At 64.8% G+C, this 16,052-nt stretch carries 13 protein-coding genes and 1 pseudogene; 10 read left to right on the top strand and 4 right to left on the bottom strand.

What is annotated here, in order from left to right:
* Positions 1 to 1,521 precede the first annotated feature (1,521 nt).
* From ACFVJ3_RS39520 to ACFVJ3_RS39495, 6 genes are all read left to right on the top strand, one after another.
* Positions 1,522 to 2,109: a hypothetical protein gene (locus ACFVJ3_RS39520; protein ID WP_378457243.1), complete on the top strand. Its 588-nt coding sequence runs from the start codon at positions 1,522 to 1,524 to the stop codon at positions 2,107 to 2,109.
* Positions 2,110 to 2,448: 339 nt separating this feature from the next.
* The gene (locus ACFVJ3_RS39515; protein ID WP_378457242.1) at positions 2,449 to 3,684 is read left to right on the top strand and encodes a hypothetical protein; all 1,236 of its coding nucleotides are present in this window, start codon (positions 2,449 to 2,451) and stop codon (positions 3,682 to 3,684) included.
* A 1,298-nt stretch (positions 3,685 to 4,982) separates the two neighbouring features.
* Positions 4,983 to 5,765 (top strand): ParA family protein, encoded by a 783-nt coding sequence (locus ACFVJ3_RS39510; protein ID WP_378457241.1) that lies wholly within the window; start codon positions 4,983 to 4,985, stop codon positions 5,763 to 5,765.
* Positions 5,762 to 6,133 carry a hypothetical protein gene (locus tag ACFVJ3_RS39505; protein WP_378457240.1) on the top strand — a complete coding sequence of 124 codons (372 nt, stop codon included), beginning with the start codon at positions 5,762 to 5,764 and terminating at the stop codon, positions 6,131 to 6,133. Before ACFVJ3_RS39510 ends, ACFVJ3_RS39505 begins: the two co-directional genes overlap by 4 nt.
* Positions 6,134 to 6,289: 156 nt before the next feature.
* Entirely contained in the window at positions 6,290 to 7,765 is a 1,476-nt protein-coding gene (locus ACFVJ3_RS39500; RefSeq protein WP_378457239.1) for a DUF2637 domain-containing protein, read from the top strand.
* A gap of 407 nt (positions 7,766 to 8,172) precedes the next feature.
* Complete coding sequence (locus ACFVJ3_RS39495; protein ID WP_378457238.1) at positions 8,173 to 8,481, top strand: hypothetical protein; 309 nt, start codon at positions 8,173 to 8,175, stop codon at positions 8,479 to 8,481.
* Between the two features lie 650 nt (positions 8,482 to 9,131).
* Here the strand turns inward: ACFVJ3_RS39495 and ACFVJ3_RS39490 are convergent.
* The 4 genes and pseudogenes from ACFVJ3_RS39490 to ACFVJ3_RS39475 form a co-directional block, all read right to left on the bottom strand.
* Positions 9,132 to 9,692: a hypothetical protein gene (locus ACFVJ3_RS39490; RefSeq protein ID WP_378457237.1), complete on the bottom strand. Its 561-nt coding sequence runs from the start codon at positions 9,690 to 9,692 to the stop codon at positions 9,132 to 9,134.
* Between the two features lie 253 nt (positions 9,693 to 9,945).
* Positions 9,946 to 10,248: a hypothetical protein gene (locus ACFVJ3_RS39485; RefSeq protein ID WP_378457236.1), complete on the bottom strand. Its 303-nt coding sequence runs from the start codon at positions 10,246 to 10,248 to the stop codon at positions 9,946 to 9,948.
* Positions 10,245 to 10,571 carry a hypothetical protein gene (locus ACFVJ3_RS39480; protein ID WP_378457235.1) on the bottom strand — a complete coding sequence of 109 codons (327 nt, stop codon included), beginning with the start codon at positions 10,569 to 10,571 and terminating at the stop codon, positions 10,245 to 10,247. Before ACFVJ3_RS39480 ends, ACFVJ3_RS39485 begins: the two co-directional genes overlap by 4 nt.
* 436 nt (positions 10,572 to 11,007) lie before the next feature.
* Positions 11,008 to 11,954: pseudogene (locus ACFVJ3_RS39475) on the bottom strand (phospholipase D family protein).
* A 259-nt stretch (positions 11,955 to 12,213) separates the two neighbouring features.
* On the opposite strand from ACFVJ3_RS39475, the gene ACFVJ3_RS39470 reads away from it, so the two are divergent.
* The 4 genes from ACFVJ3_RS39470 to ACFVJ3_RS39455 form a co-directional block, all read left to right on the top strand.
* Entirely contained in the window at positions 12,214 to 12,441 is a 228-nt protein-coding gene (locus ACFVJ3_RS39470; protein ID WP_378457234.1) for a hypothetical protein, read from the top strand.
* 485 nt (positions 12,442 to 12,926) lie between these two features.
* Positions 12,927 to 13,322 (top strand): hypothetical protein, encoded by a 396-nt coding sequence (locus tag ACFVJ3_RS39465; protein WP_378457233.1) that lies wholly within the window; start codon positions 12,927 to 12,929, stop codon positions 13,320 to 13,322.
* Entirely contained in the window at positions 13,319 to 15,271 is a 1,953-nt protein-coding gene (locus ACFVJ3_RS39460) for a hypothetical protein (protein WP_378457232.1), read from the top strand. Before ACFVJ3_RS39465 ends, ACFVJ3_RS39460 begins: the two co-directional genes overlap by 4 nt.
* A partial coding sequence (locus ACFVJ3_RS39455; protein WP_378457231.1) for a hypothetical protein occupies positions 15,271 to 16,052 on the top strand: 782 nt, incomplete at its 3' end. The genes ACFVJ3_RS39460 and ACFVJ3_RS39455, both read left to right, overlap by 1 nt.

The raw sequence follows: 16,052 nt of genomic DNA, 5'->3' as shown, positions 1-16,052 counted from the left end.
TTCCCTGAGGTGAGTGGAAGAAGTGAGCAGCCTCTTCGACTCGGTACTGCATCCCCGAAGGGACTACCTGTGCTACGAGGTACGTCTCAGGGTAACGCATACCCTGACGCCCTTTCCACGGTTCAACATTCCGATCTCGGCGTGTCGTGGGATAAATCACACAACTCGCCGGTTCCACAAACCGCTACACAACCAGCAACGCAACCACTTCAGACCCCGTGGATCGACGAGCTACGACGACTCAATACGGACACCGATCAGCGCGGAAAATCCTGGACGCTGCCCATCAACCCCGGCCAAGAAGCAAGCATCCCGATCTGGACAAGCCGCGACGGATGGATGCGACAAGTCCGGTACGCAGTCACCAAGACCGCCGCCGGCCGCGCCGCAGCCGCCCGACACAGGATCGGCGTCGAAAGTATGGTCGCCATCGCTGCCGCGCACGCATCGTCGGCCGACTCGAAAACTGGGCGCCGCGTTACTGCCACAGTCCAAAACCTCGCCGCCCGCGCCGGTGTGTCCGAGTCGGTGGTCAAACGAGGTCGCCGCGTGCTGAAAGCACTACACCTCGGCTTCGAGCTGGTACGGGGCCGCACCCTGACTACGCGTGAATTCCAAGCCGCAGAAGTCCACCACGGTGGGCGTCAGCACCGCGCTGCCAGCGTATGGGCTCTATCCTCCCCACCTGACCTCGTCGCAGCCACCCCCGCTCCCCCACAACCAAAAAAGCGCAGCTCCCACCGCAGGACACACCACGCGGCAAAGCACGCTCGCCACACCACCCCGACGGGTTCGAATCCCAATCCCCAAGCCCGCGACCGTGACCCCCTATCTTTGAGTGGTTTTTCCCCGAAGGGGATCTCTTGTAGAGAAGTAATCACCAAACGCGCATGCGCGCGCGCGAAGCAACCCTCATCCCCGAATCAGACGAACCCACGCCCACTAAATCTCCAACGAGCCGCCTCGGCCCTGGTCGCCGCAGCTCCAGTCATCGCACCCAGCGGCCACATCGGAGCCGTGTGCGACGTCATCGATCGTGCAGGAATCGACACAACCCGCTGGACAGGACGGGATATCGCCCAAGCTTTGAACGCTGACACCGTCTCGCGAGGTGAGCTCTGGCCGAACACGGTTCGCACACCGATCGGATATCTGACCTGGCGCTTATCCAGAATCGACTGGTCGGGCCCCTCCCCCAGCGAGCGACGCGTCGCGGAGGCTGCGCACAGCGCACAGCGCCGCGCTGAGCGTGACGCCGAACGCGAACGGGCCCGTCGCGCAACGGCCTCGCCTGAGCACCGAAAAGCTTTCATGGAACAGATCCGCGCCGCCCTGGCACCCCAAAAGCAGGCGGCCTAACCATGCCCATCGATCCTGGGCCCACCCTGCACATACGGCAACGCTGGTCGGACCGACCGCGGACGATCACCACCGCGCCGACCGACGTACCAGTCATCAACGAGTCTCGGCCATATACTGCGAGAATTATCGTTGCCGACTCGCACAGAACGGAGTGCGCTCGTGGGTAAGAAGAACACCGCGTCCCGATCGACCCACCGCCACCCACGCGTCTATGTCAGCCGAGTCCAGGCGCCGCACCACATCAGCCGCAACGCAGACTCGATCCGCGAACGCCTCCGCAACGGCGCCAAAACAGTCGTAGTTGACACTGCAGGTCAGCTAATCGAACTCGACGACAAAACATTCGCATCGGCCGGCGACGAGTGGACCCTAAGATTTACCGCTGGATCGCAAGCACGGATTCATCTCGACTCACCACTACCCGCGACCGCGCACATCGTCGCCACCGACGCAACGACCGTGGAAGTCACAGGGCAAGTTCATGTCTGGGCCTACACCCACGCGACAGTTACTGCCTTCGACCGGTGCAGGGTTGTAGCTCACAATCACGCATTCATCAGAGCATGTGACCACTCCACTGTGTGGGCCGACGACAATGTCGTTGTCCACGCCTACGACGAGGCCACGGTCCAAGCTAGAGATCACGCGATTCTCGCGCTTTCCGATGAAGCACGTGCAGTCGTGGACACCGCAGTTGAGGTTCGCGGTCCGGCCCGCAAGAACGTCACCATCAGGGGCACAACATGATTCCCGATCATCGGCAGACTCTGCTCCGTTGACGCACCACCTGTCCACCAGCAGTTCCAAGAGGGCCTTCGTATGCCCGGCTGTCGAAGTTGGCCCTCTCCAGTGCGGTGTGGTCTACCCTCTTGGCTGTCCGGAAGCTACGTAACCCAACCTGACGTTGCTAGCAATGCGAGCTAGCATCGCTAGGCGACTCTAGCGACCCTGAATAGTTGGGCGAGCGTTGATACCCCGACTACCTACGGTTTCTGTCACGTGACGGCAGATACGGGCATCGCCTGAATCTCACCGGACGGCGCGTCGCGATGGCGCCTTGATCGGTGTCTGTGGTGGACTGCGGATATGCCCAAGAGCCGTGGCCGCCGCAAGGGCGGCAAAAGCCGACCCGTTCGCCGTGCTCCCCGGCAACTTCACCCCGCCGATCTTCTGCTGCGCGACGCTCGGCAACTCCTCGAAATCGACGATGTGCTCACCGCCGAGACCTGGGCCAGCGGCTGGCTCGGTGAGGCGTGGTCGACGGCGGCAGTGACCGAACGCGAGCCCGAGCATCAACTGTGTATGCAGGTCACCGGGAGAGCATGCACCACACCGTCACCGCACTCACTGGCCGCGATCGACGCGCTCGCGCGGGTCGCACCTGCGGCCGACCTTTCCATGCTGACCGACACCCTCGACATCTTGGCCGAAACCCAACCACTGCCGGCCTGGCACACCGTCGAGGCGTGGACTCCGACCGCGGCGTGGCGCGCAGTCGACGTGTACGACAGCGAACGGGTCCTGTTCATCGATTACGACGGACCCCACCCACACACTTTAATGGCACATATCTACCAGGTCGGCGGGCTGATGATCGACAAGCTCGCTCTCCTGAATCCCGGCGCAGCCACCACGTGGGAGCAGCTGCGCGAGCCCAATGAGGCACCGATGCCGCTCCAGTCGGCTCCGGTGGCCGAGGTGCTCGCTGATCTCGCGCACGCGTTGCGCACCACCGACATGACCTGGCCCCGCACCGACGACGAGGACTTTTGCGATCACCGGGCGCTGGCATGGTCCCGCTGCCGGGACTACCTGCCAGAATGGCCAGCACACGCCGGACTGCCCGAGCAAAGGCGCCGCCAACTGGTCGAGGACTTCCTCACCGATATCGGAAGCGACGACGACGTGAGCCGGTCGCTGGCCGAGCTGTTCCTGGACTACGGCGACGGCTACATCGGCGCCGGGGCGCTGTGCTGGAGCCCGGGCGAGGTGATGCTGCTGCTTACAGATTGGCTTCCCCGCAAAGCAGTCCTCGACGCCGGCCAACGCAACGCACTGCCCTTCGTGTTGCGCCGATGGCTGACCTTCGCGCTGACCCAGCAGGGGATCGACCGCCAGTGGATCAGCCTCGTCGTTGATGCTGTCGACACCTTCCTACCCGAGTTCCATGACGCGTTTGACGATGAAACTGCCTGGGGCCCCGCCAAGCAGGTGGCCGCAGCTCTTGCCGAGCGAGGGGTCGACTTCGCCGACCGCCAAGCCGTCGACGACGGCATTCGGCAACTCAACGCCGAACAACTCGCCCGCCGATTACTGCCCTGAACCGTCGGCTCTGAGCACACGCGAGTCACACGTCCTGCCGGTTCCTTCCTAACCCGGGGGAATGCTTTCCTGCGACGCGCTGCCCAGCGAATGTGCGCTCGTTGGGAAAGCGACGCAACCTCACAGTGGGATGCTAGCTCGGCTACCTAGCGTTGCTAGAGACACTAGGTAGCAAAGTTACGCTATTCCAGATATTGCGAGTAGCTATGCGAGCGTTGATTGCTCGCCCGTCTACCGCTGCTAGGAGTGACGTAGTAGCTAGCGTTGAAGCGACCGTTGCACTACGGCCGCTTGCGGTAGTAGCAGTTCGCGCGCAGGGAGATAGGGGCGCTAGCCTAGCTAGCGGAGCGCGGCTAGCTCGAAAATCGTGCTCGGTTGATCCGTGGCGAGATCCGCTCGGGAGCATGTCGAGCGGTGAAGACTCGAAGCCGGCCTGCTCTGTTTCGCCGGGTTCCGCCGTGTCTTGGCAGATGCGATCTGGTCGAGGGATGCGTTTCGCGTCACGGTGCCTCGTGGCATAGTTGTGGCAGCGACCCCCTGACCTGCTGAAATATCAACGCTAGCTTCGATAGCATTGACGGGATCGACTTTGGCAGCACGAAGGGAAGCGTAACTATCCGGGCTATTTGGGCTATCGTCTCTAGCCTTCATATCTCGGATAGTTCTGCTATGGAGGCGATCACAGCTACCCCTTGTATCGCAGCGATTCTCGCAATCGTAGCTATCAGAGAGATGCCAGCAACGATATCTACCGGAGCTAGACGCCGTATGATCGCTACTGTAGCAGCGCTTTCTATAGACGCTCGCATGTCTAGGAGGACTCGCCGTTCTCGCCTTTCTAGCCTTACTAGGCTGTCTACGCAGTCTAGGATTCGTAGGGTTGCGTGCAGAGCTATGAGTGCGAACAAAACTACGAGCGCAATGCTTGCTAGAAAAGTTCAAATACCGAGCGTTGCTGGCATCGCTATAGGCGCAGTCGTATCTAACGTCACTATGAAAACTAGTGCAGTAAGCGTTGCGAGCAAAGCGATTACAGACACCGTAGATAGGGTCGCAATCGTAGAGGCAATAGCTATGTCTGCTTTCGCAGCGTCGATCGCTACGAAAGCCAAACTAGAGACACTAGTTACGCTATGCACGCTAGCTCACCTAGCAAAGAACGCTAGCGTTGCTCGGCGTGTCGAGCTAGCTCAGCAGCCAAGCCTCGCTATGCTCCCTACGCGAGCGTGCGGAGTTGCACTAACGCTCATCGCGCGCATCTGGAAGTCTCCTGGCCTCGACGGAACGGAAACCAAGTCATGACACGCAAATGCGCGATCTGCAATCAGAAAGGGGGAGTGGGCAAGACCGCCACGACCCTCGGTCTCGCGAGCGCAATAAGCAACGCCGGCGGACACGTCCTCATTGTCGACGTCGACCCCCAGGGCAACGCCACCAACGGCGTGGGCGTCACCATCACCGACGACATGCTGACAACCTACGACCTGATGAGCCGAACCGAGTCGGGCACGGCGATCGACGCCGTCATTGCCACTCCATGGGACGGCGTCGACCTGATCCCGGCCGACCAGACGCTCGCGAACATCGAGTCGGATGGGGCCAACGACCTCATCTTCCGCCTCGACATCGCCTTCGAGGGACTCGACCTGTCCGCGTATGACGCTGTCCTTTTCGATTGCCCACCGTCGCTCGGCAAACTGCTCTTCGCCGTTTTCTGTGCGGTGGACGGGGTCATCGTAGTAACCGAGCCCACCATCGACAGCGTTCAAGGCGTCACCAAGCTCCTCGAAACCGTCGAGAACGTCCAGCGACGCCCGAACCCGAATCTGGCTATCGACAAGATCGTCCTCAGTCGACGACGGGGGACAGGCGAGCACCAATTCCGGGAGAGCGAGCTGCGCGAAGTCTATGGCGACCTCGTCGCGCGCACCGCCATCCCGGAATACGCCACTCGGCAGGACGCACACAGCGCGCGCACCCCAATCCACAAGTTCGCGGGCGGAAAGTCGCTGTCATTGCAGCTCGCGTACACCGACCTTCTCAGCGAACTACCCTTCAAGACCGCAGGAGCGACCGTATGAGCGTCCAACGTGAACCCGCTATCCGCAGGCCAGCGCACCCTGCTGCAGATCTTCCTGAGCGCCCCCGGGTCGTCAAAGACCCCACCCCGGCCGCCGTCGACGAGCAGCCGACGCAACTTCCGACCGAATCGACCATCAGACCTGTCGCCGACGTGCCCGTCACGCCGGTCTGGTCTCCTGCACCCGAGGCGGCATCGCCTGTCGAGAAGCTCAGCGAACAACACAACGTACGGTTGCGGCCCTCGACCAAGGCACGCCTGACGCGCGGTGTGGACAAGCTGCGCTACGAGACCGGGGACCGGAGCATCACCATCTCGTCAGTCACCGACGCCGCGCTCATCGAGTACCTAACCAAAAACGGCTGCTAGCACCAATAGCGACACTAGCTAGCGATGCTAGGTGAGCACTCGTAGTTCGAGGTAACGCCCACCGCAACGCACTGGCCGCACCAACACAAGGAAGCCCCCGCCGATTGCGCCGGCGGGGGCCTCGTGGACCGGGACCCCGTGAAAGGACACCCGATCATGAACGACCTTAGTATCCGAGCAGCACGAATCCAGCTCCGCGCCCTGATTGCGGCCCTAATCGTTGCGATCGCCATTGCGGTCGGCATCACCACCGGAGCGTTCGTACTCTCGTTCGCCGTGCAACGCGACCTCGCAATGCAGGCCGGAATCCCGCACTACCTCACCTGGATCTTCCCCGCCATTGTCGACGGCGCAATCCTCGGCGCAACGATCGCCATCGTTGCGCTAAGCAAAATCAACGGCAGCGCAACGGGGAAGCACTTCTTCCTCTGGCTCGCAGTGGTCGTTGTCTTCATCAGCGTCTTCGGCAACGCCTACCACGCGTACCGCGCCGGGGAAGCAGCTGCGCGAAGTGTTGCAGCGGGCATCGACCTGGGATACACCCCATTGACTCCAACCGGCGCATCGCTCATTGCAGTCATTCCGCCACTTTTGGTCTTGGCCTTCACCCACGGTGTCGGAATCCTCATCAAGGCCATCGGCACCGCCCACACCGAGTACACCGCGGTCGTCCGAGACACCCGCGACCGCGAACAGCGGGACGGTGAGGACATCACGACCGATTACCCGACGGCGGCGGCTGAGTCGATGCCGGCATCTGAACGGAACGTCGACCAAATTGCGGCCCTCGTTGCTCCGAGCATTGCGCCGGACCTCGACGTTGCACCGGACCTCGACGTTGCACAGGACCAGAACGTTGCGCCGGACCTCGACGTTGCACAGGACCTCGACGTTGCACAGGACCAGAACGTTGCGCCGGACCTCGACGTTGCGCCGGACCTCGACGTTGCACAGGACCAGAACGTTGCGCCGGACCTCGACGTTGCGCCGGACCTCGACGTTGCGCCGGACCTCGACGTTGCGCCGGACCTCGACGTTGCACAGGACCAGAACGTTGCGCCGCGCATTGCTCAGGCCGTTGCGCAGTTCGCCGACGTTGCACCGGCAGACGACTCCTCGGCACCCGACGACAGCCGTGAGGCCGCGGCCGGACCCGAGGGTTCCACTGGCGTTGCGGATGCCGCGCTACCAACCGAAGTGAACCCAGATGACCTCACCGACGTTGCGACCCTCGCCGAGGAGCACGTTGCGCGCAATGCACTGGACGGGCGCAAGGCCGATGCTCTGAAGGTCGGCAATGCGCGGGAGGACTCGCAAGAGCCATTCGTGTTGCCGGACGAGGCCCAGACCATCGAGAACCTCCTCGACTTCATCGACACGTGCGCCGACTTCGAGCCTGTAGTGAAAGAGACGGCCCGACTGCGAATCATCGAACAGCACAGCTACGCGGAGATTGCCACGCTCACGCGGGCCAAGGCCGCAAGCACCGCAATGCGCCGGTTCGACAAGGTTGCGCAACGCGCGGTCGACGCAGGGTTCCGGACGCCCCCGTTGCCGGAGCTCGAGGAGATGGCGGACGGACGCAATGCGGCAACGCTCGATCCGCAGTACACATTGGTCGGGGCACCCTGATCACCCGGCCCCGGCAAGGCGGCGACGGCCGGTTCGTACTCTCCGCGGCTCGACCGGGGAGACGACCCGACCCAACAGAACGAGGCGCGCCCCACCCAGGAGATTCCGAACCTCCGCAACACCAAGCGCCTCTGACCGCAACACAGCCCGACGTTGCAGACCCAACCAGATGAGGTTGGCAACGCAACGCCTGGTTGCGGAAACGCAACGCCGACAGTACGAGGTTGGCAACGCGGGCGCCCGATTCGGATGCAACAGACAATCGGACGTGTGGACCGCAATGCAGATGCAACACCATCACAACGTCGGCGATCATCTGCGCATTGCAGGTGGGCGGGCGCCGCGTTGCATGCTGGACGCTGATGACTCATACAGTTCACTCAAGAAAAGTGGATGAGGGAGCGGTTGTGGAGTGGTTCGTGTCGTTTTGGGATCTGGAGATTCAGCGGACATCGGTGCGTGCAGGGGAAGCGTCCGATCGCGTTGACGCCATGGCTCAGGTCATCGCCGCTGGGCGCGACCTGGCGTGCCGTGACGACGGATCGGTGGTCAACAAGACTGCCCACATCCGCGTCGGAACCGAGCTGGCGGTGGTGACCGGGTTCGACAATCCACACCTGGACGACGAAAACCTACGCTGCCGTATCGAGGCCGCCATCACCGCGAAGCAGCAACACGCCCGCACGATGCAGCAACGTATATCCGTCGAGCTCTAGTGGTCTCCTCGGGGGTATCTGGTGACGCTGACGCCCGCCGCAGGTACACACCCACCCCGCCACTCGATCTCGAAGTGGGCGAGTAGATCCGGTTCCACTCGCCCCTCGGGCCCAATGTCGTTTCGTACGTCAGCGCAGTCGGCACGGCACACTCAGGTCACCTGGTCGAGAGCCTGGACGGCATGAGGAGTACAGGCAAGCCGGACCAGTCCCGGCCTTCCCGGCCTTCCCGGCCTTCCCGGCCGTGCCGGTCGCCGGGATCGCCCACTACGTCCCGGCACTACGTCCGGACAATTTCATCACTGTGACGTAAATGTCTGAGCGGCCGGTTGTCGATTTTCCTCGCCGGCAACCGGATTGTTTGCCGCGAAAATGGCATCGTCATGAATCGTGCGCCGAAAAGCTCCGGGATCGTGACCGCGAGCGAGGATAGCTAACTCCGCTACGCTAGCTAGCGTCGCAATTGTGGATTGCGTGTTGTGCAACGCATGGCTTCTGTGTGAGCACCGATTCGATACGCGGTCGCCGGACACACCGCGGCGGTGGCCTTCGCCCGGATCAACGGGTGGGTCGTCGCGAGACCACCCGATGCCCGATGTGCGCGACTACCCGCATCGGCTGAGCGTCAGACGCGAGTGTGCGGTGCACCGCTAAGTTCCGATAGCCAGGAATCTCAACAGCGGCTCACCATTCAGCTCGTCGAGCGCAGTCGGACACCGACACCGACATGCATCGGACCCGAAGGTGGTGGGGAAGGGGCTGGGACCGAGCGTGAGGGTGACCGAGGTGGGGTGGAGTCCGACCTGCGGCCAGCTGGTGGTGACGGCCAGTGATCCGGTGGCCGGGTAGGTGCCGATCCAGTACTGCGGTGAGGTTCGGTACGGCCCGGATCCCTCCGGATCGGGCTCGAGGATCGGGTGGAACGGATCGCCGAGGCCGCCCACATCGTCGGCGAGGATGCGCACAGCCAGATAGGACCACTGCGCCGACCAGTCGTGAGGGTCGGTCAGGGGACGGGTTTCGTAGCGCACGAAGTCGGCGCGGACACCGGTGACGCACAGCGTGAACCGCAACAGCAGCCCGGACACGAACGCGGTCGCCGCGGACAGTTCGAGGGTGAGATCTTTCTCGGCCACGATCGGCATCGCCTCGTGCACGGCGATCCCCCCGATGGTGGGCGGCGCGAGGGCCGGCCAACGATGGCGGCGCATGCTTCATCGTCGCATCACTCGGCCCCACGGTGTCTGTGAAGTTCCTGAGAGTCCCACCCCACGAGAACGATTCGAGTACGAGACCTACCTCGAGGTAGCTGAGATCAGGGTGCAGCCCCACTCGGAAGTGTGATGTTGCCGATGAGCGCACGTGTCTGCTCCGGGTCCACCGAGGCACGACGAACGCAGGACGGGGGTGACACTGCGCCACCACCGGAACGAACACGCCCGCGGACGGGGGATGCGGGCAGTGTCAGAGGGCGGCGGTGATCAGGCCGGCAATGCCGGCGACCGCGACGAGCGCGAGAAGGGCCAGCGCGAAGGATCCGAGGACGGTGCACACGAGGGTTGTCAGCAGCGCCAGGCCGACGGTCACGGCGATGCCCGCTTCCCAGGACTCGAGGAGCGCCGCGCCGTTCGCCGCGGGGTCGTCGCACCCGGTGTCGAGGGTGGTCTGTGTGGTGGGCAGATGCGGGCCGGGGACGGCGGTCACGGGTGGTGCGGTCCCTTCCAAAAAGTCGAGGACGGGGCGTGTATGGGCTGATGTGCGGGTCACAGGTACTCCAGCACCGGAAAGAGCGCGATCGCGGACACCGTGATCCCTGCGACTCCGGCGACGACTCCGAGCAACGCCCGCAGCGAGGCGGGCTCATCGCCGGCTACGCCGGACCGGAATGCGGCGAGAGCGCCGCACACCACGGCGCTCACGCCCAGGATGAACCCGAGTCCGAATACCCAGAACGACGCGATGGACAACGCCCCCAGGGCGATCGACACGGAGGGCAACCGTGATCCCCCGCGCGGCGGTCGCCGGCGTGCACGCGCAGAGGAACTCTTGTCGCTGGTGACGCCTGATGGGCGCGGGGTAGCGGCGGTCATGATCCTCCTCCAGTGCGTCGGGTGGTCCGGTCGTCGGTGCTGCGAAGCCGGATGTGCCCAATCGTTCGAAGGGCAACCAACCTTCCAGCCACTGCCCCGACCCGGGGGAGGTAGCACTTGCGCTGCAGCTGGCCGGCGACTGTGTTTGGGCCCAGCGGTTCTCGCGGGTCCGTGTCTTCGGTTACACGGAATTTAGCACTCTCGATGGTGGAGTGCTAATGATTTACCGGCCGGCATGCTGTGAGTCGGGGATATCATCGCGCGGCCAGGTTCACGAAGGGCCCGTTACTCTTGAGCCGAAAGGCTGGCAGCACCGCTTTGGCACCTTTCGAGTCGCGCGCAACAATGTCGCGGTATCTAGCCGTCTAGCGTTTCGACCGTCGGGTTCGTCGGTTCTGTGCAGCTGACTCCCACGCTGACACAGACTCCCTGACGGTCAGGGGCCCCACAGTCCCAGCAGCGCGGTCCGGAGGCTGGGGGAGCGGACGTAGTGGTCGGTCCGCAACCGTGTGCGCCCGGGTGCCCGAGGTCGGTGAGCACCTTCTCCGCCTCGGGAAGGGAAAGTGGAGGCAGGTCGGTGCGGATACGGAGGAAGTACAACACCGCCCCGCCGGACCGTGGGATCTTCATGGCGTCGGACACCACGACGGCGGGTGGGTAAATCCATTCGTCGTCGGCGGAGACGAAGATGATCACGTCGCCGCGCTTCACACTGCTGGGTTTGTCGAGGCGCAGCGATTCGAGCTGGTATTTCGCCGCCGGCCCAGCCGTGGTCCGCTGCCGCGACCGGTGCTGCTCGAGCACATGTTCTTCGGTGAGGGAGGGCTCGTAGTCGACGGCATGTTTGACGAACATCCGGCTCACCGGCGCCGGCAGAAAGTCCGTCCCGGTGCGGACGCGGCCGGTGACCCCGGGCAGGGGGACGGCGCGGCCGATCTCCCACTCCCGGATCGCATCGTCGAGGAACACCTCATCGACCTCGGTGAGCTCGTCGAGGCCGTCGATGAATGTCCGCACCGAGGCGATGACCTGGGGGTCGTCGGTGATGATGACGGCGTCGTCGGCGAGGGTGGAATTTTCGGACGCGTTCGCCGACCCGATCACCGCTCGCCGACTGGTGGCGATCACCTTGGCGTGCAGGGTCGGCGACGACAGCACCCGCACCCCCTTGTTCACGTAGTACGCGAGGGCGGCGGGGGAGGTGGCGTGCGCCCGGACCGCGGCCTTGGAGGCGTTGACGACCAACAGGTCCCCGGCGCGCAGCGGGAGCAGCTCGGGTGCATCCTGGCCGAGGTAGCCGATCGCGGCGTACCGGGCGCCCCGGGTGCGGATGGCGCGGGTGATGTGTGGCCACGGGCTCGGCCCGTGGAAGGTGGTCCCCATACCGACAGACGGTAACCGGCCAACCTCCCCGGTGGTGCCGGTCCCGGGCGACGCTAAAAGAAGCTAAAGGGAGCGCCGTCGGTCTGTCGCTCCCGGCGCAGGTCGACGGTGGCGCGTGCGGCGGGCTGACCGCGCCCGAGGTGCGGCGTTCCGGCCGGATCGCTTTGTTGCGGAGAATGCGTCGGCGTCGGCATCGGCCACGACCGTCGGCCCGACGCTCGTACGCTGTGAGCACCACGAGACCAGCGGGAGAAGGATGATGAGTTACGAAGCGATCTACGACGGGGTCCGTTATCCGCTCGCCGATGCGGCCGCCGCCCACGGCCTCGAGGAAGCTATCCGGGGCCTCTTCGCAGACCACGGCAACGGCGGATTCGTCGGTTTCGTCAGCCAGAACTCGACGGTTCGCCTGCTGATTACGCCGGCAACTCCGGTCGCGATTCGGGGCAGCGACGAGCCGGACCCGAGCGTCGTCCACCGCTGGTAGCCCGCACCCAGCCGATACCTTCGTCGGGCCGCGACGGTGTCTCCGTCCCCGCCGAGGACCGGGGGTCAGCGAGACGTTCGGCAACGATCCACCGTCAGCAGAAGGAGGGTACGGTGCCCGGCCTCATCTTTGGGCGGGTGTCACCTACGGCATCAGCCACACCAGATTCGAGGCCACCCGCGAGCTGCTCGTACGGTTCGCCGAGGGACACACCACCGGAGTGGCGATGTCCCTCACCCATGACGGCGGCGCTCAACACCACCTGTTCATCACTCCCGGGGTGCCGATCACGCTGGTGGAATGACGAATCCGAGGTTGTCGGGTCATGACGGTTCCCTGCGCTGACGTACCCGAGCTGTGTGTCCGACTAGGTCGTCGCCAGCGGCGTCGAAGCCGTCGGCCGTAACACTCACATCCTGGGCGCAAATCTGCATGCAAACATGCCCGCGAAGATACGTGCGAGAAGGCATGTGGTGGGTAGGGTGATGTCCGCGCAAGCACACGGACGGCACGCGGAACACGAGTGGGTGGGTATGGCGAAGATAGAAAATTCTCAAGGCAGCGCCCGCCGCCGCCCGACCGGGGGTGGACGCGCAGGCGCCGCGGGGTCGGGGAAACGCGCTCCCGGTGCCGAAAGCGCCTCCGATGCGGGAACGCCGAGTCCGGAGTTGACGGCGAAGTTGGAACCGCGGAAGGGACCGGCGAAGGTTCCGCTCAATACCCGGGTGCTGGCCTCGACGGAGGCCCGGTTGACCTGGCTGGTGAACAATCGTCAATCCACGGTGACCAACGTCGTGGACGTGGCCCTGCAGGAGTTCTTCGACCGCTACAGCGTCCCTCCGGCAGATCTCGACGGCCGGATCACCGAGCAGGACTCATGAGCGGCCGGGGGGAGCAGATCCCTCTGTTCGCACTGCCCGAGGGAACCCTGACGGCGTCTCCCGATTCCACCGATGACGTTCTCCCTGACGATGATGTTGTCCCCGACGACGACGCTGTCTCCGTCGATGCTGTTGTCTTCGTCGCCGCCGATCAGGCGGGCTCGGAACCGGCCGTTGCCGGACACCCGGAATCGTCCGAGCAGTCGGATGTCGCCGAAGCCGACGACGCACCGACGCCGCCGTCTCCCGAGGTGGACGGCGACGAGGTGGACAGCGCTGCGGTGGACGGCGACGAGGTGGCCGACGACGCGGCCGGCAGCGACGCAGCGGATCCGCCGGTGTGGGAGACATTGCCCGCCGGCGAAGACGCCGATGGCCATGCGCTGATCGTGACCGCCGCGGGGACGTACACACCCTCCGGGCGGGAGTTGACCGGTCCGGTCGATTCGGTCGAGAAGCTGGACAAGCTGATCCGCTGGGCCTCGCTGACACCGTTGGGAGCCCCCGCGCAGATCTGGGTCGTCGGACAGGGCGCATGCGAATCGCTCGGGTGGATTATTGATCCGGGCAGCGAAGACGACGTCGACGACATGGAAGCCCTCCGCAACCGCGCCGCCCAAGAATTGACCGCCGTCCTCCAGGCCGCCCTCACCCCACTGCTGAACGCGGGGTGGGAGTTGCGCGGCGATCCCGGGCACGTGGTGCACCTGTCCCGCTCGATCGGGAACTTCACCTCGATGGTCGATGTGGTGATCGAACCCTATGTATGGACCTACTGGAACAAGGACTTCGGTTGGCACAACCGGGTCGGAGACATGGGCATCCTCGGCTCACCGACGGCCGGAACGTATCTCCCGGACGACGACCTCCCGGCAGCACGGGAACTCGGTCGCCGGTTGGCCTGGTGCGCCCAGCACCTGGGGGTGCTCCCGGGGCCGACACCGGCGCGAACCGGCGCCGCGATCGTCGACAAAATCAAGCGTGAACGCACCCGCAGCGGCAAAGGCATCGTTGTCACCACACCGGGCTCGGTCCCACCGCTGGACGGCCCGCCGCGGGGAGATCTCGAACCCGCTGTCGGCTGGACCCGCGTCCCCGACGCGCAGGATCTGGACGGGGCGAGCCGGTTGGTGTCCATCGATCAGCGCGCCGCTTACCTCGCCTCCGCGGGCATGCTCGAGTTCGGCTACGGGCAGCCCCAGCACCTGACCGGTAACGCAGCGGCCGCGGCGGCGGTGGGGGAGAAGGGGGCCCCGTTCGGGCTGTGGCGGATCACCCTGCCCGCGGGGCAGGCGCTGTCGCTGCCCGAGAAGCTACCTCTTGCGCACCCGCACATGCTCGCGGACCAACCGGTGCAGACCTGGGTCACCTCGGTCAGCCTCGACGGGTTGTGCTCACCGGTGGCGGACGGAGGTATCGGCGCCGAACTCGACGATGTGGACATCGCCGAGGCCTGGGTCTACCCGGAGCAGGGCCGCGCCCTGGACAAGTGGGCGAAGATCCTGCGCGAGGCCCGCAAGGCCGCGGTGGACACCGACGACGAAGCAACGAAGCGGTTCCTCGGCACCTGTTACAAGGGTTACATCGGGCGGATGGTCAACCCGGACATGTGGACCGCGACCCGGATGCAACATCACCACCAACCGCTGTGGCGTGCGTCGATCATCGCGCACTGCCGGTGGCGCGGCCGCCGGGTGGCGATGCGGATTGCCCGCGAGCACGGCCGCTGGCCGGTCCGCACCGTCACCGACTCCTGGGTGTACCTCCTCGCCGACGGGGAGGAGATCGCCGACCCCAGCGAGGCGTTGGGGAAGATGTCGGTCGAGAAGGACGTGGTTCTCACCGACACCCTGCTGTCGGCCTTCACTTCGGCAGAGGATGTGCACGAGGTGAACCTGGCGATCAAGGCGGCGTTCGCCGACGAGGACGAAGGGGAGGGGGTGCTCTGATGGCACTGCATCTTCCGAAGCCGCGCACCACCAAGCCGGCACAGCAGGCGGTCGGCCTGGACGGCCTCAAGGTTTCCGTCGCCAACGCCGCGACCAGCGGTGTGGAGAAGTCGAAGCAGGTCAAAAGTGGGGGACTGGCCGGGCTGACCGGCAAGGTCTCGGTGAAGCAGCTGCGCACGGAGCTCGGCAACGAGGGCCTGCGGCAGGCGGCGATCGATGCCGGCCGCACACCCCCGTCCGACCGCACGCTGCGCCGGTGGGCGCAGCAAGGCCGCATCCCGCACCCGGATGTCCTCGAGCGTGCCCAACGGCGCGCCGCGATCGAACGCCTCGGCGGCATCGACGCCGTCGCCACCAAAATCGGGCGGTCCCGCTCCGCCGTCTCCCGATACCGGTCCGGGGACACCAACGAGCTGCGCGCCGACGCCAGCAAAAAACTCAAAACCGTCAAAGCCGAGGACATCATGAAACGCGCCGGAGTGTTGCGCCCGGACGGAACCCCGAAACGGGCGGTCATCCGCGTCAAGGGCGGCGTCATGGTCCGCAACGGCGCCGACGAGGGCTACGACTACCGGGTCCGCACCCTGGACTTCGCGAACTCCGACACCCCGTTCAGCAGCGACGAGTCCCGCGAACTCGCCGCCGCGCTGGCGAATGACGATCACGCCCGGGTCGTGGCCTTGCTGGAGCGGCACGCCACCCTCGACTACCCCGAGAACAAGGGCTTCGACAAGTACAGCGACCAGTTCGGATTCCACTTCGACCACATCGACTCCGTCCA

It is taken from the genome of Rhodococcus sp. NPDC127593 (genome assembly GCF_042671975.1).
Taxonomy (GTDB): domain Bacteria; phylum Actinomycetota; class Actinomycetes; order Mycobacteriales; family Mycobacteriaceae; genus Rhodococcus_F.
The sequence above is the reverse complement of the archived record's forward strand: the minus strand, read 5'-3'. Positions and strand labels throughout refer to the sequence as shown.